This is a genomic window from Flagellimonas lutimaris (assembly GCF_051494225.1).
GTDB lineage: Bacteria > Bacteroidota > Bacteroidia > Flavobacteriales > Flavobacteriaceae > Flagellimonas > Flagellimonas lutimaris_A.
Window position 1 is genome coordinate 22068 of the sequence record NZ_JBNPYE010000015.1, and the last position, 21846, is coordinate 43913.

A 21846-nucleotide genomic window follows, 5' to 3' on the forward strand; every position below is an offset into this window, starting at 1 on the left:
ATGCTGAAACTTTTTAGGGCCACTGCTATTTTAGAAGGTATTTCCTATCTACTCCTTTTCGGAATGACCATGCCGTTAAAGCATTGGGCAGATATTCCTGAACCGAACCAAGTTGTTGGAATGGCACATGGAATATTGTTTATTCTATATGTAGTGGTGGCCATAGTTTTTTGCAGGGAAAGAAAATGGAACCTAAAAAGATTCATTGTTCTCTTTATAGCATCTCTCCTACCCTTCGGAACTTTCTACGCCGATAAAAAATACTTGAAGATTTTAGCCTAAGAAACTCTGGATGGCCAGATCGTAGCTCTGGAGTCCAAATCCCAGGATAACACCTTTGGCCCCTGGCGATATATAAGACACATGGCGATATTCCTCACGTTGGTGTGTGTTGGAAATATGCACCTCTACAACGGGAGTTTCCACAGCCTTTACCGCATCCCCGATACCAACAGAAGTATGAGTATATGAGGCCGCATTGAGGATAATGCCATCATAATCAAAACCTACTTCTTGTATTTTACCAATAAGTTCACCCTCAATATTGGATTGATAATATGCTAGCTCCACATCGGAAAACTTTTCCTGAAGTTGTTTAAAATAATCCTCGAAAGTGGTGCTCCCATAAACTTCGGGCTCACGTTTTCCCAAAAGATTAAGGTTGGGTCCGTTAATGATCATTAGTTTCATGCAATCAAAAATACAATAAAAAGGAAAGGGTGGAAAAATTCCACCCTTTCACATGCACAATATCAATACTTTTAATCAAAAGCAAATTGTATTCCTAATCCGAAAGCACCGACTTCATTGCTCCCGTCGCCAAGTACAATGGCCGGTCTCCAATCAAAATTGATTACAAAAGGAACTCCGTTTATTTTATAATCCAAGCCCAAATGGGGTCGAAGTGCAAAAGTGTTGCTTCCTTCCCAAAGAATGATACTTGGACCGGCACCTGCATACCATCTCAATCCAGGGGCGCCATTAAACGATTTATGGTATGAATACAACACGGTAATCATGGTGGCATCGTTCTCAAAGCCCAAATCGACCTGGCCAACATGGTTTCCGGTAAAAAAATATTTTCCGGTTGCACCCACAAAAGTTGCATTGTCTATAGCATCAATCCCCAAACCTAGAGCTGCCCTATAACTAGTTTGGGCCTTAACAGCCAAATTTCCCAGCATAATAAATGCAAAAACTAAAAGTAATTTTTTCATTTTTAAAATGTAATTAATGGTTAATATTCATGATTTACTGTAAGATTTGGGGTTAAACAGTAATGCTTTCTTAAAATAAAAACAGTATTCCCAATGCCGCCATTGAAAAATCATAATCATCACTTACTTTAACGTAAGAAATGTTCAGTTCGGTGTTACCACTTATATTGGCTCCAATCATGGGTCTTACATAAAATCCCCCTGTATTCCCATCATTTACTCCAACCGCATAACCTACATCTGCGCCCAATTTAAAATCGTAGGTTGGGTATAATCTAAACACAGCTGCTACGGGAACATATTGGATGTTTGGAAAGTCTCCCTCTACAACCACAGGTCCAAAATCTACTGTATCATTATTGATGAAGGCATTCATAAATCCAGTTGACAACCCTACATCCACCAATTCAGAAACTGCCCAATGATACCCTAAATCGAGCCCTATTTCAAAGTTTGAATAATCAGAAATATCACCGAAGGGGACTCCTGCATGAATTCCGGCTTTAAAACTTGTCCGGTCGACTCGTTGGGCTACGGTCGAAAAACTGAAGGCAACCAACGCTATAGCTACCAATAAGAATGTCTTTTTCTTCATTGTTAAAATTTTATTAACATCAGAACGCTATCATTATGGAAAAAGTGTCCTTTGATGTAAATTTCCTACAAAATGAGCATTTATACATTTTTCATCCCTTCTATTTACGACGGAAATGTATTGAAACCCTTGGATTTTTAAAACTCCCAATTGACCAAAGTGCCTTTTGGATTGACCAAAGCAGGCTTAAAATCAATCTTGATAAGGTAATGTCATTATATTTGAAAGTATGAACTGGCAACAAGCAATTACAGACTATCAAAATTATTTGAAGATAGAGCGCGGACTTTCGCAAAACTCCATTTCCAATTATTCATTGGACCTTCAAAAATTAGCTGGTTACCTTGATGAGAATTGCATAAATGAAAAACCAACAGAAATAAAAAGGAACACGGTGCAACAGTTCATTTATGAAATCGCCAAAATTGTCAATCCAAGAACACAGGCACGCATTATATCCGGGCTAAAAGGATTCTTTAATTACCTGGTTTTTGAAGATTATCGGGAAGACAATCCAATGGATTTGATAGAAACCCCAAAAATTGGAAGAAAGTTGCCCGACACGCTTTCCGAAGATGAAATAAACAAATTGATTGCCGCCATTGACCTTTCCAAACCAGAAGGTGAGAGGAACAGGGCCATTTTGGAAACTCTTTATGGTTGTGGCCTTCGGGTATCGGAACTAATCAACCTAAAACTATCCGACCTTTATTTTGATGAGGATTTTATAAAAGTAACGGGCAAAGGAAACAAACAACGCTTTGTTCCGATCAGTGATGTAAACCAAAAATACATCAATATTTATTGGAAAGAGGTAAGGGTGCACCTCCCCATAAAAAAAGAGCATGAGGATTTTGTTTTCTTAAACCGACGGGGCAAACAATTGACCCGTGCGATGATTTTCACCATTGTTAAACGATTGGCAGAAGAAATAGGATTGAAAAAGAATATTAGTCCGCACACCTTTCGGCACTCTTTTGCGACCCATTTGTTAGAAAATGGTGCCGACCTTAGGGCAATTCAACAAATGTTGGGTCATGAAAGCATTACTACTACCGAGGTATATATGCATGTAAACCGCACCCATTTGACCAAAGTACTAAAGGAGTTTCATCCAAGAAGGTGAACATTCTCAAAATTTCAAACGGGTTCCCATTTCTAGTCGCGTTCGCACACCCTCAAGCCCTATACTGTAAAAATCGGATTCTTTAATAGGGTGAACCATTTTCACTTCCATAAACATATTCTCCTGAACTTGGTAATCCGTGCCCAAAAAGATTTCTTGACGTGGGATTGGGTTTGGATATCCCCGGTCCTTGTTGTAGAGGTCCCATTCTTTTTGATATCCACCAATTAAGTATAGTTTCTCCGTAATTTGTTGTCTAAGTTGTGTGCCCAAACTAAATCTATCCGCATTGTATCTTCGATAGTGTTCCCCTATAACTTGCAGTTCCGTGCCGTCAAATATTTCATAACCAATATTGAACCATCCATAATGGGATAATTTATCAAATTTGGGGTAATTAAATCCTTCGATATAAATAGGTGACTCCGTTATTTTGGAGCTACTGGAGGGGTTTTGGGCCTGCAATGACAGACCAAAAAACAATACCCAAAATGGTATGAGGAAAAAAGTTGGCTTGAACATGGTAAGTGTTTTACTACAATTTACCAAAGTGCTACCAATCCACCATAGCTATTAGCTAAACTTTAACCTTGATACCGAACCCCAGGATATTAAATTAGTCCTGCATTAAAGTATCTTTCTCTACCCTGTTTTGTTTTTTGAAAGGCCGAATGATTAGACGCGCTTCACGGTCGAACCTAATATAATTATAAACCCAATTGATAAAGACCACTACCCTATTCCTAAAACCTATTAGGAAATACAAATGCACAAACATCCATACAAACCAGGCAAACACCCCTTGAAACCTGAATTTGGGCATATCCACCACGGCTTTGTTCCTTCCTACCGTGGCCATACTGCCTTTATCTTTATATACAAAAGGATTCATAGGTTTGTTTTCCATCAAGCGCACCAAATTGTCTCCAAGGTTTCTTCCTTGCTGTATGGCTGGTTGGGCCATCATAGGGTGTCCATGTGGGAATTTATCGGTCTCCATTTGCGCAACATCCCCGATGGCGAAAACATCTTCCACACCAATAACTTGATGATACTCGTTCACTTTTATCCGATCTCCCTTGCAAAGGAGTTCTTTCGCATTTAACCCTTTTATGCACACTGCCTTTACTCCCGCAGCCCAAACCAAGGTTTCTGCTTTGAACTCGGTATTGGAATCTGTGGATACTTTTTGCCCATCATAATCCGTGACCCGTATATTTTTCCACACATTTACTCCAAGGTTCTCCAAAAATTTTTCAGCCTTTTCCGAAGCTTGTGTGCTCATTGCCGGTAAAATTCTGTCACCGCTTTGCACCAAATTTATTTGTGCCCTACGTGTATCCAAATCTGGATAGTCCTTGGGAAGTATTCCTTTTTTTATCTCCGCCAGAGCTCCTGCCAATTCCACTCCGGTAGGGCCACCTCCAACAATTACAAAGTTCATTAAGCCATCACGTTCGTGAAGGTCATCGGTTAAAAGTGCTTGTTCAAAATTTTCCAGAATCAAGCTACGTAAATTCAAGGATTGAGGAATGGTTTTCATGGCCATCCCCTTGCTCTCAATACTTTTATTGCCAAAAAAATTGGTTTCCGAGCCGGTAGCAACAACTAGATAGTCATAAAAAATTTCACCAATATTGGTTTTGATTCTTTTAGTATCGGTTTTCACCTCTTGCACTTGGGCCAACCTAAAAAAGAAATTAGGATACCCCTGCAACACTTTCCTAATAGGGTATGCGATGGAATCGGGTTCCAATCCTCCTGTGGACACTTGATAAAGTAAAGGTTGAAAGTTGTGGTAATTATGTTTATCCAACAAAACCACCTGGGCTTCCTTCTTGCTTAATTTTTTTGCTAGGGCAATACCTCCAAAACCGCCGCCCACTATAACGACTCTTGGATAACTGGACTGAGGAATATTCATTCTCGACATATCAACAAATTTAAGTATTCCCGTGCACTGCGGATCATGTCAGGGTTGGTTTTTTTGTATCTTTAGTGTCTAACTCAAAAAACTTCAACAAATGAAAAAAATTCTCCCGTTAGGTGCCTTACTTCTTTTGTGCACCTTGGGTGTTTATTCCCAAAAAAAGAAAAATGACGTAATCAAGGATTTGGATTCAAAATCGGAAAAGTACAGTAAGATTGCTCATAATATTTGGAACCTTGCCGAAATGGGGTATTTGGAAGAGCAAAGCTCCGCCCTTTTGCAAGAAACCCTTTCAAATGAAGGCTTTACCATAGAAAAAGGTATTGCCGGAATTCCGACTGCTTTTAAGGCCGAGTATGGTTCTGGTTATCCTGTAATTGGTATTTTGGGAGAGTATGATGCCCTACCTGGACTATCACAACAGGCTGTTCCCGAGAAAAAATCAGCAGGAAAAGCTGCCGGTCATGCATGCGGGCATCATCTTTTTGGTACGGCATCCACCGCAGCGGCCATTTCAGTAAAGAATTGGATGGAAACCAACAATATCAAAGGAACAATACGTTTTTACGGATGTCCGGCAGAAGAAGGTGGATCAGGAAAAGTTTATATGGTCCGTGAAGGTGTTTTTGATGATGTGGATGTAGCCTTACACTGGCACCCAGGTTCCGCAAATGCCGCAAGCGCTGGTGCCGCTTTGGCCAATAAGTCTGCCAAATTTAGATTTTATGGGATTTCGGCCCACGCGGCAGGAGCACCTGATAAAGGACGCTCCGCATTGGATGGCGTGGAAGCCATGGATGCCATGGTAAACATGATGCGAGAGCACATTCCGCAAGAAGCCAGAATCCACTACGTGATTACCAATGGCGGTAAAGCCCCCAACGTAGTTCCGGATTTTGCCGAAGTTTATTACTTTGCACGTCATAACTCCAGAGATGTGGTCATCGACATTTTTGATAGAATCGTAAAAGCAGCCGAAGGAGCTGCCTTGGGTACCGGAACGACTATGGAATATGAAATGATCGGAGGAACCCATGAACTTTTGCCCAACTTGACTGTTCAAAAAATAATGTTCGACAATTTGGAAAAAGTTGGTGGTGTCACCTATAACGAAGAAGAAAAAGCTTTTGCAGAAAAAATATCGGCGACTTTGGGCAAAGGTGCCCCAGAAATCTCTTCCGCTGAAAAAATTCAACCTTATAGAGAAACTGCACGTGCATATGGCTCCACCGATGTAGGTGATGTTAGCTATACCGTACCCACCGCAGGCTTAGGAACTGCCACTTGGGTTCCCGGAACACCTGCCCATAGCTGGCAAGCTGTAGCTGCCGGCGGTATGAGCATCGGTTCCAAAGGAATGATGGTCGCTGCAAAGACTCTGGCACTTACTGCTATGGATATTTTTGAGAATCCAAAAACAGTGGAGGCTGCCAAAAAGGAGTTGGAGGAACGTCGAGGAAAAGATTTCAAATATATTCCAATGCTTGGCAACAGACCACCGGCTTTGGACTACCGTAAATAGAATTTTTATCGAACACTGTAACAAAAGTTGCTTTATATACACTTATAAATAAAGCAAATTTACCAACCGCTTAGTGAACAAAGAACTGGAACATCGTTTTGTGACGGAACTTGAGGACAATCAAAATATTGTCCATAAGGTATGTAGCCTATATACCAACGACAAGGATTCCCATAACGATCTGTTCCAAGAAATCACTATTCAGTTGTGGAAAGCATACCCAAAGTTTCGGGGCGATGCCAAGTTTAGCACATGGATGTATCGTGTTGCATTGAATACGGCTATTACATTGTACAGAAAGTCGAAAAAAAGGGTGAAAACCCAAGATTTTGACTCGGTTCTATATAAAATCAAGGCTACTGATTATGATGATACCGAGGAACGACAATTAAAATTGATGTACGATGCCGTCAAACAACTTGGCGATATTGACAAAGCTTTGGTTTTTCTATATCTGGAAGACAAGGATTATTCCGAGATAGCCGAAACTTTGGGTATTTCCGAAGTAAATGCGAGAGTGAAGATGAGTCGGGTGAAAAATAAATTAAGAACCATATTAAATCCTTAATTATGATGGATGAACTGGAGCTCTTGAAAAAGGATTGGCAGAAGCGGGAAGCAGACCTTCCCAAACTGTCCTATGAGCAAATTTATCCGATGATCAAGAAAAAGTCATCGTCCTTAGTTAAATGGATTTTTTATATCAGTATCATAGAATTTGTTTTTTGGGCAGGTATCAATATTATTTTTAATGGTCCGGAGACCATGCAAGAGCTTAAGGCCATGCACATTTATAAAGTGGTAATGGGTATCAACATCATCAACTACGCCATTATTCTTTACTTTATCTATAAATTTTACATCAATTATAAAAAAATCTCCTTCACGGATTCATCCAGAAATTTGATGAAGACCATACTAAAAGTAAAACGAACCGTAACGCAGTATGTATGGTTCAATCTTATCATATTTACTATTAGTGCTATTATTTATGCTTATGGTGTTTTGCTATATACTCCAGAAGGTCTAGAAATAGTTGAAACAGCTGCTCAAGATGGTAATACCACAGCTTTTTGGGGAATGATTATCATTACATCCATAGCAATTACGGCTATAATCTTACTTATAATTTGGCTATTCTACAAACTCCTTTACGGCATCTTACTGAAAAAGTTAAGAAAAAACTATAACGAGCTTAAAAGGTTAGAAGTCTAATTATCCAACTTACCCTTGTAACTGTAACGCCTTTTTTGGTTTTCCTCTTCGTAAGCAAGAAGTTCTTTTTGTGGAATTACTTTTAGGAAAGATGGATGCTGTTCAATGGCATATTCCAGTTTTTCCAATATGGCATCTATGGATTCATTATCGTAATCAATCTCCAAGGGTTCTTTTATCTGCATGGATTGCAGAATTCCCTTCTTTTTAACGCGAAGCCCCTTTTTATCAAAAGAACGACGGAACCCATCAATAACTACAGGTACCACAACAGGTTTGTATTTTTTAATAATGTGGGCCGTACCTTTTCGCAAGGGTTTCCAAGGCGTAGTAGTCCCTTGAGGAAAAGTAATTACCCATCCATCGTCCAAAGCCTTGCCAATATTGGAAATATCACTGAACTTCACCTGTCGGTTCACATTTTGACCATCGGCCCTCCATGTTCTTTCAATACTTATGGAACCTGCATAGGCCAAAATTTTGGTCAATAGACTTTTTTTCATGGTCTCTTTGGCCGCCACGTAGTAAATATTCAGTTTAGGATTCCAGAGATAGGCCAAATTCTTTATAGTATCATCTCTTCCCTTTAAACTGGCATTGAACACATGGAACATGGCCACAACATCCGCAAAGTAAGTCTGGTGGTTGCTCACAAAAAGTACATTATTCTCAGGAAGCTCACGGATAATCTGCGACCCTTCAATCTCTAGTGTATTAAACCCTTTGTATCGTTGGTGCGTCATCATACCAGCAATGCGAATCAGCCATCGTTTAAAAAATAAAATATGTCCAAAAGGATTTTTCTTAAAAAGGCCCATATGTAGTGTTGGTTGTTATCTGCAAATTTACAAAATCGGCATCAAAGCACTTGCCGTAAGAGCTCCTTGATTTCGCTCAACATCATAGCTGTGGCACCCCAAACGGTGTAACCATTTAATTTAAAGGCAGGTACATTTATATTTTTTGCATAGGATGTACTCAATATTTCTTGAATATGGTTGGAATCATCCAAAAAATCCCTGAGATACACCTCTACAAGGCTTTCCACTTCGTTTTCTTCCTTAATAAAGGGTTGTGGATTGGGATAAATCCCGATGTAGGGTCTTACCAAAAAATTGCTCGGTGGAATATATACTTCGCTCAATTCTTTGATAACCTCAACTTTGGTGGGGGGAACACCAACTTCCTCATGTGTTTCCCTCAATGCAGTATCCATTAAGTCTTTGTCATACTCCTCCACCTTTCCTCCTGGAAATCCAATCTGGTTGGAATGCACTCCTTGGTACACCTTTCTCAAAATTAAAAGCAAACGAGTTTCTTGATTAACATCTGGATAGAACAATGCCATAACCCCAGCTCTCTTGGCGTTTATATCTTGTACCTTATTTTCCTTCAACCATTGAGTGCGGAGCTCAGGTGACATTTTATTATGGGAAACTTCTCCAGGAAGTGGGAGATTTTTTAATTTTAGAGCAAGTTGACAAAATTCATTAAAATCCATGCTGTTGAGACAATCGGCTTTAACTACAAGTATATTATTTCTTTTATTCGTTTCCTGTGGAGAATCCCCTAAGAAGGAGAAAGACAAAGTTGAGGAAAATATTGCAAACATAGATACTGTTCCAAAAATCGAAGCGGATACTACTGCCGTGGAAGAAGAGGAAGAACCCTTTAAACTAACCGAAGAAAATGCCATCGATTTCTTTTTTGACTATGCAAAAACGCTAAAAAAAGATAAGGTTAAGATCACTACCACCATGGGCAGTTTTACCATACAATTGTATGATGATGTACCGTATCACAAAGCCAATTTTATTTATTTGGCAAGACAAAAGTATTTTGACAGTACCCAGTTTCATAGAGTTGTAAAAGACTTTATTATCCAAGGTGGAAACTCCGATGACCGGAAAACTTCTAAAAAACGAGGAAGAATAGGAAGATATCTTCTTCCCCCAGATACCAGAAAGGGACACAAGCACCATAGAGGAACCATTTCCATGCCAAGTAGCGATAGGGATAACCCGCACAAATTGGCCTCTCCCTACGAATTCTTTATTGTAGTCACTGACCCGGGCTCCTATCACCTGGACGGTTCTTATACACCATTTGGCCGCGTTATAGAAGGAATGGATGTGGTTGATGCCATAAACAAAGTTCCCGTAGGGGATGGTGATTGGCCTTGGCAAAATATTTACATTCTAAAAGCTGAAGTGTTGTAACACTTTTTAATAATATCAGGCCTTCTTGAATAAGTTTTTACCGGCCAAAATCCAGTGTGAACTTTGTTTTTGAACAGTTGTCTGCGCATGCGCTTTTTGAACAACCTCTTTCTTCTCGTAAATGGAAAGAAAAGCTACAATAATTATCAGGTTCTTGATGATGTATTGCCCCACAAGAGTTAGTGATAATGGTTCTTCGCCAAATACATCATTCGGAAAAAAGAATAATGGTGTAAAAGTACATACCATATGAACCAATCCCAGTATTACGGCTTGTCTTCGCAAGAATCCAAAAACCAACAAAAAACCCAAACCCACTTCCCAAATGGCGAGTAAAATTATGGAAACATTATCGGGTATCAATCCAAAGGTGAGATGATGAATCGTATTCTTTGCCAAATCCTCTGCCGGACTTAGGTTTGGCACAAATTTTAATGCTCCAAACCATAAATATACCAGGCCTATGGCCATTGCCATCAATTTAGTTTTAATCTGTTTATTCATTTTTAGAAAGTTTAGTTTTTAAATTCCTCCATGAGCTCTGGGTTTACTTTCACCTTATTACTTGCAAATCGGTAAGAAACGCCAACATTGATCAAATAATCGGCAAAAGCGGCATCCCCCATTCTTGGTTCTCCCGTCATCTGTTGCGTTTCCAAGTCGGTAACACTTTGCGGGCGTTCCCTTCTCACGGCAAAGGGCACATTAAGGTTTAGAGAAAAATTGTCCTTCATAAAAGCGATGCCCGGATCAATGGAAAGTACATTGCCCGGTCTTCTAAAACCTTCATTTCCGCCGATAAGGTCTTTTACCGGAACACCTTCGTACCTAGCTCCCAATGAGGCTGAAATTGTATTGCTCAAACTATGACTAAATCCTGCTCGAACCGAAAACTGGTCCGGAACAGCCATAATGGCCTCATTTTGTAAAATAGGACTTAAAGTTTCCCTAAATGTGCGTGTACCGTTGGTCTCCCTTGGATTGATCAAGTAAAAACCTCCTCCGTAGGCAAAAAACCGTTCTGCAATTTTTTGGTAAAATTGAAAATCCAAAGTGATTCCAAAACCACCATCGCCGGGCTGAATACTTTGGTCTACAGGTCTAACCTGAGGTCCGCCTTCGGGCCCAACATTATAGAATATATCGGAAGCATTATAGCTGCCGGTTGGTAATTTAAGACCGAATCCCAAGGCCAAATTTCCATTTTGGTGTTTATCCAAATCAAACAGCCAATAGCCAACACCTACCCGAATATCCGCCAATCCGCGAGAAAAAGTGGTGTTGCGTTCATCACGACCATGCTCGTACAAAGAAGAGCGTGTATTGATCACCGTTGGGATGGTAATGCTGGCATACCACCTATCAGATATACCATAGGTCAAAAAGAAATCCCAAGAATGGGAATGATTGATTACTTCCGAACCATTGGCGACTCTATCGGGTTCTTCCTCGGTTCCCCTAAAATGGCGAAAGGATTTAAAGTATCTGTAATTACTTCCTATTTGAATGTCTCCTGGACCTAGCAAGTTGTTTTCCAAAGTATTCCCCACACAAGAGGAAAAATGTCTAATGGCAACGCAGCCTTGAGCGCTTGCCAGATTGATTCCAAAAAATAAAATCAACCCTAAAAAAGTAAAGGTTAGTGATTGTGATGCTCTCATCCCTGTTTAGTTGATTGGTTGTTTAGGTTGCTTGAGAGCCAATGTAGAGCTAAGCTTAGTTTGAAAGAACTAATGAAAAAGTAAAAATGATTAACAAAGAGTTAATTGTACTAAACAATGATTAACCAACATTGAAAAAACGATAGGAATAGAAGCCTTAGGCTTCTTTATTGTAAATATTGGGCAAACGGACATCAAACCTAACCGCAATCAACCTCAATACAATTACTACCAAAATGGCCGCTATATATGCATAGCTATCCTTAACTGGAAACTGAATGAAGAGAAAATAACTGGCACCTCCCAATATACAAGCAGTGGCATAGATTTCTTTTCGAAAGATAACTGGTATCTCATTACAAAGTATATCCCGTATTACACCACCAAAACAAGCCGTCATGGTACCCAAAAAAATACATATGATGGGCAACAATCCAGCTTCCAAGCCTTTTTCCACCCCTACCATAGTATAAAGTCCAATTCCAATGGTATCGAACAAGAACAATGATTTTCTGAGATATTTGAGTTTATTCACAAAAATGATGGCAAACACCACCGAAATAAAAATGGTAATCACATAAGTAAGGTCTTGCATCCAACCAACAGGTGTATTACCAATTAACAAATCTCTTAGAGTACCACCCCCGATTGCAGTTACAAAAGCAATGATAAGCACACCGAATAAATCCAGGCGTTTTTCCATGGCCACCAAAACCCCGGAGATAGCGAAAGCTACTGTACCCAAAATATCGATAGTTTGATAAAGCATAATTACATTTTTTGGGTATAGTAGTTATAATCCTTGATTATCACGTCCACAAATTCTATAGGTTGTAAGGTAGTCTGTACACCCAATACTTCACGAATGCGCTTATCCAATGAAACAATAACATTGTGGTTTCCATTCAATTTGGATTTATCATAGAGTTCTTTAATGGTCTGCATTTCTTGGTCCTTAAAAACCGTTACCTGAGGAAATGTTGGCTTATAGTCTTCAGGCAAGTCCCTTAACAAAGTGTCCTTTAATGATACCCGTTTTTTTTCGCTGATGACCGTGGTTCCTGCAGCAATATCCCCGATTCGCTGGCCTTTTCCCCGAATCAAAATAGTCAAGACAGCACCACCACCCGAAGTAAGACTCACATCAATAATCCGAAGTGCCCATCGAACAAAATAATTGCCAAAATTAGGTTTGGAACCATCCAGTTTCACCACACGGAGGTTCATTGCTCCTTTCCCAATGGTTTTGCCATCCATTAAGGTTTCAAAAATCAAATAATAGAAAAAAGCGGGTAACGTAAGTATCAAATAAAACGCCCATTGGTCCTCAATATCAATATCCAGTGAAACCAAAAAAACGACAACCAAAATAATATAGCACACAATAATAAAGCTATCAATAATATAGGCCAACATGCGCTCACCAAGGTGGGATGTGTTTTGATTGATGGTTATATTTTGGGCCGTTTCTATTTGAAATTGTTCCATATTTTAGTTTCTTTACTTACAAACCACCGGATCTAATGCGCGAGGCCGCTTTTGTTAGGCAAAATAAGGATAAATGGGCCGCTTTTGAAAATGCCCTGATCAATAAAGGGCAGCTTCATCCCGATGAGCTTTCCGATCTGTACATTGAAATCACCGATCACCTGAGTTATGCCAAGACTTTTTACCCTGGGAGCAATACCCAAATATATTTAAACACCCTTGCCTCCCAAGCGCATCAAAAAATCTATAAGACCAAACGGGAATCCAGAAACCGTATTGTCTATTTTTGGAAAACGGAGTTCCCTACCATGTTCAAGCAACACCACCGCGAATTGCTCATTTCTTTTTTGGTTTTTGCCTTTTTTGCAGCCGTAGGTGCATTTTCGGCAGCCAACGAGGGCGACTTTGTCCGTTCTATCTTAGGCAACGGCTATGTGAACATGACGCTGGAGAACATTGAAAAGGGCGACCCGATGGCTGTTTACAAAGAACAAGGAGCATTCAATATGTTTTTGGGCATTACCATTAATAATATTAAGGTGGCCATCTACGCTTTTGCATTTGGTATTTTTTTAGGAGTCGGAACCCTCTACATCATGCTGCAGAACGGTATTATGCTGGGGAGTTTCCAGTACTTTTTTTACGAGAAAGGGCTGCTTTGGGAATCTGCCCGAACCATCTGGATTCATGGAACCATAGAAATATCCGTAATTATAATTGCAGGCTGTGCCGGATTGGTTTTGGCCAATGGAATTCTTTTCCCGGGTACTTATACTCGATTGGAATCTTTTAAAAGGGGCGTTAAAAACGGACTTAAGATAATGGTAAGCACTGTGCCATTTTTTATCATTGCCGGTTTTTTGGAAGGTTTTGTTACCCGACATACCGAAATGCCGGATTGGCTGGCAATTTTCATTATACTGGCTTCGTTGTCATTAATCATATTCTATTACATTATTTATCCAAACCAAATCCATAGAAAAACCATCCATGCAGACAACCAATAACTACATCGAGTTTAAAAAGCAGCGCGAATTGGGAGAAATACTTTCCGACTCTTTTGCCTTTATTAGAAATCAGTTCAAACCTTTTTTCGGAACCATTTTAAAAATTGTGGGACCCTATATTTTGGTCATGCTGATTTCCATGGGGTTTTATATGTATACCATCGGCGACATTTTTAATTTAGGAATGATTGGCAATACACCAAATACTTTATATTCCCCCATAATTATGATTTTGGCTATTGTTGCCTTAATGTTCAGTTCCATTGCAGCCTATGTTCTGGCACAGGGAACCGTTTTGCATTACATAAAATCCTATATCAACAACCAAGGTTCTACAAATTTTGATGAAATCCGCCAAGGCGTCTACCGTTCTTTTTGGTCATTGATTGGATTGGGCATTTTAGTTGGATTGTCGGTAATGGTGGGTGTGTTTTTTTGTGTAATACCTGGTATTTATCTCGCCGTCCCCTTGTCCATTTCCTTTGCCATTTTGGTGTTCCTTAAAAAGGATGCCATGGAATCCTATCAATATAGTTTCACCTTGATCAAAGAAAATTGGTGGATTACATTCGCAACACTTTTTGTGGTATACATTATTGTCGCTATTGCCTCATATGCTTTTAATTTGCCATCGGTCATTTATATATGGATTAAAATGGGTGTGTTTTCTGGTGAAATGGATGCTGAGAGTTTTAATATTTTTAACGACCCTATTTACCTTTTATTAAATATTTTAAGCACCCTGGTTCAATTCCTTATGAACATTATTCTTTTAGTGGCTACTTCCATGATATTTTTCAACCTCAACGAAAGGAAAAATTTTACAGGTACTTTTGAGCGCATTGAAAACCTTGGCAAATCTTCGGAGGAATAGATGCACAAAAAACTGATTTTATCATACCTACTATTATCATGGACAATTGTTTTTGCCCAAAATGATTCTGTGGTAAAGTATGATGAATCCGATATCAAACCCATCAAATTTAGCCAAGAAGATCTCGATACCTACAAGGGTGATGATGCTTTTAATTATGAAGAGGTAAAAGTCGAAAGTACATGGTGGACCGATATCACCAATTGGTTCTATAATATTTTACGCCGATTTTTTGAATGGATTTTTGGCGTTGGCAATGCCGAAGGTTATTTGGCAGTGTTTTTAGAGATACTCCCCTATTTGCTCCTTGCACTGTTTCTGTATTTGGTGATTCGTTTTTTTATCAAATCCAATATGCAAGGGATGGGCAAAAACAAAAAGAACCCAAATGTGGTTTCCCTGTCCGAAGATGAGCACATCATCAAAAATGAGGACATCCAGCAATTGATTGAAAATGCACTGGTAGATAAAAATTATAGACTGGCCATACGTTATTACTATCTCTATATCTTACAATTACTTTCAGAAAAAGAATTGATTGACTGGCAACAACAAAAAACAAATGATGATTATATAGAAGAGCTTTCCAAGAGCAATCTCAAAAATGATTTTGGAAAAGCCACTTTGCTCTACGATTATGTTTGGTACGGTGAGTTTGATATTGACCAAGAACGATATCAAAAAGCTGAAGTTGTATTTACATCCTTAAAAAACGCGATAACCCATGTCTAAAAAAGGATGGATATACATAGTGATCGGAGTTTTGACCCTAGCGGCCATTTTCGTCATGGAATACAACAAACCAAAAAAAATCAATTGGTTCCCTTCGTATGTGTCCCACCATAAGATACCCTATGGTACCTATGTGTTGAATGATTTAATGGAAAAATACTTCCCAAATAAAATACAACAAATCCAAAAACCACCATTTGAATTCCTTACACGAACCGACTCTATAAAAGGCACCTATTTATTTATAAATGAATCCGTTGCGTTTGAAGAAGCAGAATTGAATGCTCTTTTGGATTGGGTGGACAAAGGCAATATGCTTTTTGTAGCCTCAAAATCCTTTGAAAAGAAACTATTGGACACCCTGCATTTGGAACAACAAAATATTTATAATGATGGTACCTTGGAACCGCTATTTTATTATGAATTGGTCAATCCAAAAATCAAGCACCAAAGGGTTGAATTTACCAAGGACTATTACACCACAAGTTTTGATCGGTTGGACACCTTGCGCACCACGGTTCTTGGCCAAGTGTATTCCCCATCGGACAGCACAAATGCCACCACCAAGCATATAAACTCCATAAAGCAACCTTTTGGGAAGGGAGAAATTGTTTTGACCAGTTTTCCAAAGGCCTTTACCAATTACTTTATCCTAAAGGATAATAACTTAGAATATACTGCGGGACTATTGTCCTATTTGGGTAGGAATGGACAGATTTACATGGATAATTTTCATAAATCAGGGAAATCTTTTTATACCTCCCCCATGTATCTATTCTTGAACACCAAAGAGTTTAAATGGGCCTATTATCTTGTCCTGATCGGGGCCCTCATCTACATAATTTTCGAAGGAAAGCGAAAGCAACGAGCCATTCCTGTTGTAACCCCTTTAAAAAATCAGACCTTGGCATTTACGAGGACTATTGCCGATATGTATTTTGAAAAAGGAGAACTGCCCTTGATAACCAAACATAAAATTGATTACTTTTTGGAATATATCAGATCTAAACTGCATGTTTCTACCCAAAATTTGGACGACGAAACATTTTTAAGGAGTCTTTCCCTTCGAAGCAATACTGATTTGAAGGATGTAAAAACCTTGATGGGCATGATTTCAAAACTCAAGGCTAAACAGCATGTGACCGAGACCGAACTAAAGAATCTGAATCAAAAAATACAAGCATTTAAAGCAAACGTTGATGGAAAATAACGAAAATAACGACCTGAATTTTGACAATAGGGTTCCTTTGGAAGAACTAAGGAACACTGTGGAACAGATAAAAAAAGAATTGTCCACCATAATCGTGGGTCAAAAAGACTTTATAGAACTTCTGATTATTTCAATTCTGGCGGATGGACATGCTTTGATCGAAGGTGTTCCAGGTATTGCGAAAACGGTGACCGCCAAACTCTTTGCAAAAACACTAAAAACGGAATTCAGTCGTATTCAATTTACGCCGGATTTAATGCCGAGTGATATTCTGGGAACTTCTGTATTCAACACTAAGACCACGGAATTCGAGTTTAAAAAGGGTCCCATCTTTTCCAATATCATTTTGATTGATGAAATCAACCGGGCTCCAGCCAAAACACAAGCGGCCCTTTTTGAGACCATGGAGGAAAGACAAGCTACCGTGGATGGCACCACATATAAAATGGGCCAACCTTTTATGGTTTTGGCCACCCAAAACCCCATTGAACAAGAAGGCACCTATGCACTTCCCGAAGCGCAATTGGACCGTTTTCTTTTCAAAATTAAAGTGGATTACCCATCTGTTGAGGAAGAAGTAGTCATTCTTCAGAACCATCACGAACGCAAGGGCGAAAAACCACAAGACCAAATAAAAGCGGTACTTACCCCTAAAAAATTGGTTGAATTCAAGAAGAATATTCATGAAGTGGTGGTCGAGCAAAAAATATTGGACTACATCGCCAATATCATCACGCAAACCAGAAACCATCCACATCTGTATCTGGGGGCATCACCAAGGGCATCCATTGCCACTTTGACAGCGGCCAAAGCCTTTGCCGCAATTTCTGGAAGGGATTTTGTAATTCCAGAAGATGTAAAGAAAGCTTTGGTACCTGTACTTAATCACAGGGTAATCTTGACCCCAGAACGAGAAATGGAAGGCATGACCACGGAAAATGTAGTTTCCATGATTATGGAGTCCGTTGAAATTCCACGATAGGTATGGCATTCCTTCGGTCGCTCTACATACATAATATTTTCTTTCGGTATATCGCCCTGCTATCTGCATGCTTTGTAATTTCCTATTGGGTCCCCATCCTTTATCCTATTGCATGGCTATCGGTATTCCTTTTAGTGGCACTCTTCTTCTTAGATCTATATTTTTTGTACGCTACATCGAGTGCCATCATCGCACATCGAAATCTACCTCGGAAATTATCCAACAGCGACCAAAATATTTTATCGGTTCATCTGAGTTCCAAATACCCTTTTAAAGCTGAAGTTTCCATTATTGATGAATTGCCCGTTCAATTCCAAAAAAGGGATTTTGAACATAAGACCAAAATGCAGAAAGGAGAACCCCATTATTTTGAATATTCGGTACGGCCCGTGGAACGGGGTGAATATGTTTTTGGCAATTTGATTGTTTTTGCATCCTCCCCGCTACGTATCATCAAAAGAAAATTTGTGTTCCAAAAAGATCAAATGGTCCCGGTATATCCTTCCATCATACAAATGCAGCAATACGATTTTTTGGCCACGAGCAATCGTTTGACCGAATTTGGACTAAAAAAAATAAGGCGTATTGGCCACACCCAGGAGTTTGAGCAAATCAAGGAATACATAAAAGGAGACGATGTTCGCACTATAAATTGGAAAGCCACAGCAAAAAAGAACCAGTTGATGGTGAACCAATACCAAGATGAACGTTCCCAGCCCATTTATTCCATTATTGATGCGGGCAGGGTTATGAAAATGCCATTCAATGGTTTGAGTCTATTGGATTACGCCATCAATTCGGCATTGGCTTTTTCCAATGTTGCCTTAAAACGCAGCGATAAAACAGGATTGCTCACCTTCTCCAAAAAGATTGAAACCTTTGTGCCCGCTGTACAAAAACTCACACACCTGAATACCATTATGGAAAGTCTTTACAATATTTCCACGGATTATTCGGATTCAGATTTTGGATTGTTATATGCCCATGTAAAACGCAAGGTCAACCAGCGAAGTTTATTATTGCTTTACACCAATTTTGAGCATATGTCAGGGCTACAACGGCAATTGCCCTATATCTTGGCCATGGCGAAAAAACATGTTTTAGTAGTTATTTTCTTTGAAAATACCGAATTGGAATCTCTGATCGCAGAAGATACAGAGGATTTACAGGCCATATACCATAAAACAATTGCCGAGAAATTTTCTTTGGAAAAACGACTGATGCAGAAAGAACTTCAAAAATATGGCATACAGACTATTTTGACCAAACCAGAAGAATTGACGGTAAATACCATCAATAAATATCTGGAAATAAAAGCTAGGGGAATTATTTAATTATTAGGTCCTGATTGGAAATACCCAACGTATTCAAGGATGGAAGTTTGCCTTCCAATACAACAAATTCCGTTTTAGGTTGTAGAAAATGTTTTTTCTTCTTTAAATCCAAATTAGAATACCGACCACGCAACCTATTTTGAGAATCTTTTTTGGAGAAAAGGTCTATGGCAATACCTACCGTAACACCTCCTAAAATAGTTGCGGCTAAATCTTCATTGTCCCAACCATTATCCCGTTGTCCAGCATCAATTGCTTCTTTGGCCAATCCAGCAAGAGCGCTTCCGGTAACAGCACCAACAAATGTCCAAACCCGATTGCCTTTGGTAACCTGCTTGGCAACCCCGGCCCCTGCAAGACCAGCAAGACTGCCTCCCAAAAAATGAAGTGCCTTATCATGTTCCACTTGCCCATAACACTGGGAAGTAAGCACAAAAAAAAGTAAAGTGGGTATTAGTGTTCTCATTGCGCGGCTAAATATATCAAAAGTTTATTAATACCCCAGCTTCACCCTAAATAGTGCAGTATTTCTGCTTTTGCTCGATTAAATTCAGCCATTAATCCATGAACAATGTCGGAAGCAGGTTTTATATCGTGGATCAATCCGGAAACTTGACCAATCTCCAGTTCACCTTCTTCCATATCCCCCTCAAACATACCTTTCTTTGCTCTGGCCCTACCCAATAAGGCCTGTAAATCTTCTTTGGAAGCACCATTGGCATAGGCCTCCTGAATATCTTGGAAAAACTTGTTTTTGAGCAATCGAACAGGAGCAAGTTCTTTTAAGGTGAGTTGGGTATCTCCTTCATTGGCATCGACGACCCATTTTTTAAATAGTTCGTGCGACGATGCTTCGGGAGAGGCTACAAATCTACTCCCCACCTGAACACCATCGGCCCCCAATACCATGGCAGCCAACATGGCCCTACCCGTTGCAATACCGCCCGCAGCAATCAAGGGAACACTAATTTTTTCTTTTACGGAAGGAATCAACACCATAGTAGTAGTTTCATCACGCCCATTATGTCCTCCTGCTTCAAATCCTTCAGCAACAATAGCATCCACTCCTGCTTCTTGTGCTTTTAAGGCAAACTTCACACTACTGACCACATGGACGACAGTGATTCCTTGTTCCTGAAGAAATTTGGTCCACGTTTTAGGGTTTCCCGCCGAAGTGAATACAATTTTCACTTCTTGCTCAACAATAATGTTCATCAACTTCTCGATATCAGGGTACAACATGGGAATGTTGACCCCAAAAGGCTTATCGGTTGCCTTTTTGCATTTGATGATGTGTTCCTCCAGTACATCTGGGTACATGCTTCCTGCCCCCAACAATCCCAATCCACCAGCATTGGATACCGCAGAGGCCAAACGCCAACCGCTGGCCCAGACCATTCCTGCTTGAATTATGGGGTATTCAATTCCGAAAAGTTGTGTGATTTTGTTTTGCATGAAAATTTTATTCTGTTTCCACCAAAATAATCAAAATATAGAAGTTGTTTATGAAATCACCCCAGAACCAATCAATTCATCATTACTGTACCAAGCCACAAACTGGCCTTCGGTAATGGCAGATTGCTTCTCCTTAAAATCAACAAACAAACCATTCTCTACTTTGTAGAGGGTTGCTGGCTGCAATGGCTGACGGTATCGGATACGCGCCATCACCTCCATGGTCTCATCAACTTGTAAAGCTAGATCGGGGCGCACCCAATGCAGCTCGTCCTCTTTTATAAACAAAGTATTGCGCAGTAGTCCAGGGTGAGATTTGCCTTGACCGGTATAAATAATGTTCTTGTCCACATCGGTATCGATTACGAACAAGGGCTCTTTGGTTCCACCTACATTTAATCCTTTACGTTGCCCAATGGTAAAATAATGCGCACCTTGGTGCTCTCCCACTACTTTTCCATCTTCCAAGGAATACACAGGTTTCTCCGCTTGAAAGACCAATTTTTCCTTTTCGTTTTGAAACTCGGGAATTATAGTTGCAAATTGTGTGGCATTACTGGGCACTTCCACAATCACACCTTTCTTGGGCTTCAATTTTTGTTGTAAAAATTCAGGTAAATGCACTTTTCCGATAAAACACAATCCTTGAGAATCTTTTTTATCAGCAGTGATCAAACTATTTTCTGCTGCAATTTTCCTTACTTCTGGTTTTTGCAGTTCTCCAATGGGAAACAAGGTCTTGGATAACTGTTCTTGTGATAATTGACAAAGAAAATAGGATTGATCTTTGTTTGGGTCTTTTCCAGATAACAATTGATAGGTTTCGGTGCCATCAGCATTTTTAATGATTCCTTTTCTACAATAATGACCCGTTGCCACGTAATCTGCGCCTAGTTGCAGGGCGATTTTCATGAACACATCGAACTTGATTTCGCGATTACAAAGCACATCGGGATTGGGCGTTCTTCCTCTTTCATATTCGTTGAACATATAATCAACGATACGCTCCTTATATTCCGTGCTTAAATCCACCGTTTGGAAAGGAATTCCCAGCTTTTCAGCAACAATCAATGCATCGTTGCTATCCTCCAACCATGGGCATTCTTCAGAAATGGTAACAGAATCGTCGTGCCAGTTCTTCATGAACAGACCAATCACTTCATACCCTTGCTCTTTGAGCAAATAGGCAGCTACACTCGAATCCACTCCTCCCGAAAGTCCAACAACAACCTTTTTCATCACAATGATTTAAGGCTACAAAAATACGAATTGAGGTTTA

26 protein-coding genes are annotated in these 21846 nt (G+C 39.7%); 12 read left to right on the forward strand and 14 right to left on the reverse strand.

Features of this window, described 5'->3' with window-relative positions:
- A complete protein-coding gene (locus ACQQ5U_RS18620; protein ID WP_437399871.1) occupies nt 1-282 on the forward strand; it encodes a DUF3817 domain-containing protein in 282 nt (93 codons plus the stop codon).
- Here the strand turns inward: ACQQ5U_RS18620 and aroQ are convergent.
- From aroQ to ACQQ5U_RS18635, 3 genes are all read right to left on the reverse strand, one after another.
- Nucleotides 274-690, reverse strand: coding sequence for a type II 3-dehydroquinate dehydratase (aroQ, locus tag ACQQ5U_RS18625; RefSeq protein ID WP_437399872.1), 417 nt, complete (start codon nt 688-690; stop codon nt 274-276). The genes ACQQ5U_RS18620 and aroQ overlap by 9 nt on opposite strands.
- A gap of 71 nt (nt 691-761) precedes the next feature.
- Nucleotides 762-1217: a hypothetical protein gene (locus ACQQ5U_RS18630; protein ID WP_437399874.1), complete on the reverse strand. Its 456-nt coding sequence runs from the start codon at nt 1215-1217 to the stop codon at nt 762-764.
- A gap of 70 nt (nt 1218-1287) precedes the next feature.
- Nucleotides 1288-1812, reverse strand: coding sequence for a hypothetical protein (locus ACQQ5U_RS18635; protein ID WP_437399875.1), 525 nt, complete (start codon nt 1810-1812; stop codon nt 1288-1290).
- A gap of 229 nt (nt 1813-2041) precedes the next feature.
- On the opposite strand from ACQQ5U_RS18635, the gene xerD reads away from it, so the two are divergent.
- Nucleotides 2042-2938: a site-specific tyrosine recombinase XerD gene (gene xerD / locus ACQQ5U_RS18640; RefSeq protein WP_437399876.1), complete on the forward strand. Its 897-nt coding sequence runs from the start codon at nt 2042-2044 to the stop codon at nt 2936-2938.
- A gap of 6 nt (nt 2939-2944) precedes the next feature.
- Here the strand turns inward: xerD and ACQQ5U_RS18645 are convergent, their stop codons facing one another.
- The gene (locus ACQQ5U_RS18645) at nt 2945-3460 is read right to left on the reverse strand and encodes a hypothetical protein (protein WP_437399877.1); all 516 of its coding nucleotides are present in this window, start codon (nt 3458-3460) and stop codon (nt 2945-2947) included.
- Nucleotides 3461-3554: 94 nt separating this feature from the next.
- Nucleotides 3555-4862 (reverse strand): NAD(P)/FAD-dependent oxidoreductase, encoded by a 1308-nt coding sequence (locus ACQQ5U_RS18650; protein WP_437399953.1) that lies wholly within the window; start codon nt 4860-4862, stop codon nt 3555-3557.
- Between the two features lie 100 nt (nt 4863-4962).
- Here ACQQ5U_RS18650 and ACQQ5U_RS18655 point away from each other — a divergent pair, with 100 nt between their 5' ends.
- The 3 genes from ACQQ5U_RS18655 to ACQQ5U_RS18665 all read left to right on the forward strand — a co-directional run bounded on the left by ACQQ5U_RS18655 (nt 4963) and on the right by ACQQ5U_RS18665 (nt 7605).
- Nucleotides 4963-6390: an amidohydrolase gene (locus tag ACQQ5U_RS18655; protein WP_437399879.1), complete on the forward strand. Its 1428-nt coding sequence runs from the start codon at nt 4963-4965 to the stop codon at nt 6388-6390.
- Between the two features lie 73 nt (nt 6391-6463).
- Nucleotides 6464-6958 carry an RNA polymerase sigma factor gene (locus tag ACQQ5U_RS18660; RefSeq protein WP_166247415.1) on the forward strand — a complete coding sequence of 165 codons (495 nt, stop codon included), beginning with the start codon at nt 6464-6466 and terminating at the stop codon, nt 6956-6958.
- Nucleotides 6959-6960: 2 nt separating this feature from the next.
- Nucleotides 6961-7605, forward strand: a complete 645-nt coding sequence (locus ACQQ5U_RS18665; RefSeq protein ID WP_437399881.1) for a hypothetical protein — start codon at nt 6961-6963, stop codon at nt 7603-7605.
- Here ACQQ5U_RS18665 and ACQQ5U_RS18670 read toward each other — a convergent pair.
- Nucleotides 7602-8423, reverse strand: coding sequence for a lysophospholipid acyltransferase family protein (locus ACQQ5U_RS18670; RefSeq protein ID WP_437399883.1), 822 nt, complete (start codon nt 8421-8423; stop codon nt 7602-7604). The genes ACQQ5U_RS18665 and ACQQ5U_RS18670 overlap by 4 nt on opposite strands.
- Before the next feature lie 41 nt (nt 8424-8464).
- Nucleotides 8465-9106, reverse strand: coding sequence for an NUDIX hydrolase (locus ACQQ5U_RS18675; RefSeq protein ID WP_437399885.1), 642 nt, complete (start codon nt 9104-9106; stop codon nt 8465-8467).
- On the opposite strand from ACQQ5U_RS18675, the gene ACQQ5U_RS18680 reads away from it, so the two are divergent.
- Entirely contained in the window at nt 9105-9824 is a 720-nt protein-coding gene (locus ACQQ5U_RS18680) for a peptidylprolyl isomerase (protein WP_437399887.1), read from the forward strand. The two genes, ACQQ5U_RS18675 and ACQQ5U_RS18680, sit on opposite strands and share 2 nt — an antisense overlap.
- 15 nt (nt 9825-9839) lie before the next feature.
- Here ACQQ5U_RS18680 and ACQQ5U_RS18685 read toward each other — a convergent pair whose 3' ends face one another.
- The 4 genes from ACQQ5U_RS18685 to ACQQ5U_RS18700 form a co-directional block, all read right to left on the reverse strand.
- Nucleotides 9840-10328 (reverse strand): hypothetical protein, encoded by a 489-nt coding sequence (locus ACQQ5U_RS18685; RefSeq protein ID WP_437399888.1) that lies wholly within the window; start codon nt 10326-10328, stop codon nt 9840-9842.
- An 11-nt stretch (nt 10329-10339) separates the two neighbouring features.
- On the reverse strand, nt 10340-11485 hold the full coding sequence (locus ACQQ5U_RS18690) for a hypothetical protein (RefSeq protein WP_437399889.1): 1146 nt from the start codon (nt 11483-11485) through the stop codon (nt 10340-10342).
- A gap of 157 nt (nt 11486-11642) precedes the next feature.
- Nucleotides 11643-12254, reverse strand: coding sequence for a trimeric intracellular cation channel family protein (locus tag ACQQ5U_RS18695; RefSeq protein WP_437399891.1), 612 nt, complete (start codon nt 12252-12254; stop codon nt 11643-11645).
- Between the two features lie 2 nt (nt 12255-12256).
- Nucleotides 12257-12973, reverse strand: coding sequence for an RDD family protein (locus tag ACQQ5U_RS18700; protein WP_437399893.1), 717 nt, complete (start codon nt 12971-12973; stop codon nt 12257-12259).
- A gap of 35 nt (nt 12974-13008) precedes the next feature.
- Here ACQQ5U_RS18700 and ACQQ5U_RS18705 point away from each other — a divergent pair, with 35 nt between their 5' ends.
- From ACQQ5U_RS18705 to ACQQ5U_RS18730, 6 genes are read left to right on the forward strand one after another with little or no spacing between them, the layout of a single operon-like run.
- Nucleotides 13009-13980 (forward strand): stage II sporulation protein M, encoded by a 972-nt coding sequence (locus tag ACQQ5U_RS18705; protein WP_437399895.1) that lies wholly within the window; start codon nt 13009-13011, stop codon nt 13978-13980.
- A complete protein-coding gene (locus ACQQ5U_RS18710; RefSeq protein ID WP_437399897.1) occupies nt 13964-14854 on the forward strand; it encodes a hypothetical protein in 891 nt (296 codons plus the stop codon). Before ACQQ5U_RS18705 ends, ACQQ5U_RS18710 begins: the two co-directional genes overlap by 17 nt.
- Nucleotides 14855-15586 carry a DUF4129 domain-containing protein gene (locus tag ACQQ5U_RS18715; protein WP_437399899.1) on the forward strand — a complete coding sequence of 244 codons (732 nt, stop codon included), beginning with the start codon at nt 14855-14857 and terminating at the stop codon, nt 15584-15586.
- Nucleotides 15579-16796, forward strand: coding sequence for a DUF4350 domain-containing protein (locus ACQQ5U_RS18720; protein WP_437399901.1), 1218 nt, complete (start codon nt 15579-15581; stop codon nt 16794-16796). Before ACQQ5U_RS18715 ends, ACQQ5U_RS18720 begins: the two co-directional genes overlap by 8 nt.
- Nucleotides 16786-17778 carry an AAA family ATPase gene (locus tag ACQQ5U_RS18725; RefSeq protein ID WP_437399903.1) on the forward strand — a complete coding sequence of 331 codons (993 nt, stop codon included), beginning with the start codon at nt 16786-16788 and terminating at the stop codon, nt 17776-17778. The genes ACQQ5U_RS18720 and ACQQ5U_RS18725 overlap by 11 nt, the downstream gene beginning before the upstream one ends.
- Nucleotides 17779-17780: 2 nt before the next feature.
- The gene (locus ACQQ5U_RS18730; RefSeq protein WP_437399905.1) at nt 17781-19112 is read left to right on the forward strand and encodes a DUF58 domain-containing protein; all 1332 of its coding nucleotides are present in this window, start codon (nt 17781-17783) and stop codon (nt 19110-19112) included.
- Here the strand turns inward: ACQQ5U_RS18730 and ACQQ5U_RS18735 are convergent.
- Genes ACQQ5U_RS18735 through mnmA form a run of 3 tightly spaced genes read right to left on the reverse strand, consistent with a single transcriptional unit; the run spans nt 19105 to nt 21806 of the window.
- Complete coding sequence (locus ACQQ5U_RS18735; protein WP_437399907.1) at nt 19105-19578, reverse strand: hypothetical protein; 474 nt, start codon at nt 19576-19578, stop codon at nt 19105-19107. The genes ACQQ5U_RS18730 and ACQQ5U_RS18735 overlap by 8 nt on opposite strands.
- Before the next feature lie 41 nt (nt 19579-19619).
- Nucleotides 19620-20567, reverse strand: a complete 948-nt coding sequence (locus tag ACQQ5U_RS18740; protein ID WP_437399909.1) for an NAD(P)H-dependent flavin oxidoreductase — start codon at nt 20565-20567, stop codon at nt 19620-19622.
- 48 nt (nt 20568-20615) lie between these two features.
- Nucleotides 20616-21806 carry a tRNA 2-thiouridine(34) synthase MnmA gene (gene mnmA / locus ACQQ5U_RS18745; RefSeq protein ID WP_437399911.1) on the reverse strand — a complete coding sequence of 397 codons (1191 nt, stop codon included), beginning with the start codon at nt 21804-21806 and terminating at the stop codon, nt 20616-20618.
- Between the last annotated feature and the right edge of the window lie 40 nt (nt 21807-21846).

What these genes read in the sequence shown, in the direction of transcription:
- ACQQ5U_RS18695 (WP_437399891.1), bottom strand. Translation starts at nt 12,254, where the DNA reads ATGCTTTATCAAACTATCGATATTTTGGGTACAGTAGCTTTCGCTATC.
- ACQQ5U_RS18710 (WP_437399897.1), top strand. Translation starts at nt 13,964, where the DNA reads ATGCAGACAACCAATAACTACATCGAGTTTAAAAAGCAGCGCGAATTG.
- aroQ (WP_437399872.1), bottom strand. Translation starts at nt 690, where the DNA reads ATGAAACTAATGATCATTAACGGACCCAACCTTAATCTTTTGGGAAAA.
- ACQQ5U_RS18635 (WP_437399875.1), bottom strand. Translation starts at nt 1,812, where the DNA reads ATGAAGAAAAAGACATTCTTATTGGTAGCTATAGCGTTGGTTGCCTTC.
- ACQQ5U_RS18735 (WP_437399907.1), bottom strand. Translation starts at nt 19,578, where the DNA reads ATGAGAACACTAATACCCACTTTACTTTTTTTTGTGCTTACTTCCCAG.
- ACQQ5U_RS18670 (WP_437399883.1), bottom strand. Translation starts at nt 8,423, where the DNA reads ATGGGCCTTTTTAAGAAAAATCCTTTTGGACATATTTTATTTTTTAAA.
- ACQQ5U_RS18690 (WP_437399889.1), bottom strand. Translation starts at nt 11,485, where the DNA reads ATGAGAGCATCACAATCACTAACCTTTACTTTTTTAGGGTTGATTTTA.
- ACQQ5U_RS18630 (WP_437399874.1), bottom strand. Translation starts at nt 1,217, where the DNA reads ATGAAAAAATTACTTTTAGTTTTTGCATTTATTATGCTGGGAAATTTG.
- ACQQ5U_RS18655 (WP_437399879.1), top strand. Translation starts at nt 4,963, where the DNA reads ATGAAAAAAATTCTCCCGTTAGGTGCCTTACTTCTTTTGTGCACCTTG.
- ACQQ5U_RS18715 (WP_437399899.1), top strand. Translation starts at nt 14,855, where the DNA reads ATGCACAAAAAACTGATTTTATCATACCTACTATTATCATGGACAATT.
- ACQQ5U_RS18705 (WP_437399895.1), top strand. Translation starts at nt 13,009, where the DNA reads ATGCGCGAGGCCGCTTTTGTTAGGCAAAATAAGGATAAATGGGCCGCT.
- ACQQ5U_RS18700 (WP_437399893.1), bottom strand. Translation starts at nt 12,973, where the DNA reads ATGGAACAATTTCAAATAGAAACGGCCCAAAATATAACCATCAATCAA.
- ACQQ5U_RS18645 (WP_437399877.1), bottom strand. Translation starts at nt 3,460, where the DNA reads ATGTTCAAGCCAACTTTTTTCCTCATACCATTTTGGGTATTGTTTTTT.
- ACQQ5U_RS18680 (WP_437399887.1), top strand. Translation starts at nt 9,105, where the DNA reads ATGCTGTTGAGACAATCGGCTTTAACTACAAGTATATTATTTCTTTTA.
- mnmA (WP_437399911.1), bottom strand. Translation starts at nt 21,806, where the DNA reads ATGAAAAAGGTTGTTGTTGGACTTTCGGGAGGAGTGGATTCGAGTGTA.
- ACQQ5U_RS18740 (WP_437399909.1), bottom strand. Translation starts at nt 20,567, where the DNA reads ATGCAAAACAAAATCACACAACTTTTCGGAATTGAATACCCCATAATT.
- ACQQ5U_RS18730 (WP_437399905.1), top strand. Translation starts at nt 17,781, where the DNA reads ATGGCATTCCTTCGGTCGCTCTACATACATAATATTTTCTTTCGGTAT.
- ACQQ5U_RS18620 (WP_437399871.1), top strand. Translation starts at nt 1, where the DNA reads ATGCTGAAACTTTTTAGGGCCACTGCTATTTTAGAAGGTATTTCCTAT.
- ACQQ5U_RS18685 (WP_437399888.1), bottom strand. Translation starts at nt 10,328, where the DNA reads ATGAATAAACAGATTAAAACTAAATTGATGGCAATGGCCATAGGCCTG.
- ACQQ5U_RS18725 (WP_437399903.1), top strand. Translation starts at nt 16,786, where the DNA reads ATGGAAAATAACGAAAATAACGACCTGAATTTTGACAATAGGGTTCCT.
- xerD (WP_437399876.1), top strand. Translation starts at nt 2,042, where the DNA reads ATGAACTGGCAACAAGCAATTACAGACTATCAAAATTATTTGAAGATA.
- ACQQ5U_RS18650 (WP_437399953.1), bottom strand. Translation starts at nt 4,862, where the DNA reads ATGAATATTCCTCAGTCCAGTTATCCAAGAGTCGTTATAGTGGGCGGC.
- ACQQ5U_RS18675 (WP_437399885.1), bottom strand. Translation starts at nt 9,106, where the DNA reads ATGGATTTTAATGAATTTTGTCAACTTGCTCTAAAATTAAAAAATCTC.
- ACQQ5U_RS18665 (WP_437399881.1), top strand. Translation starts at nt 6,961, where the DNA reads ATGATGGATGAACTGGAGCTCTTGAAAAAGGATTGGCAGAAGCGGGAA.
- ACQQ5U_RS18720 (WP_437399901.1), top strand. Translation starts at nt 15,579, where the DNA reads ATGTCTAAAAAAGGATGGATATACATAGTGATCGGAGTTTTGACCCTA.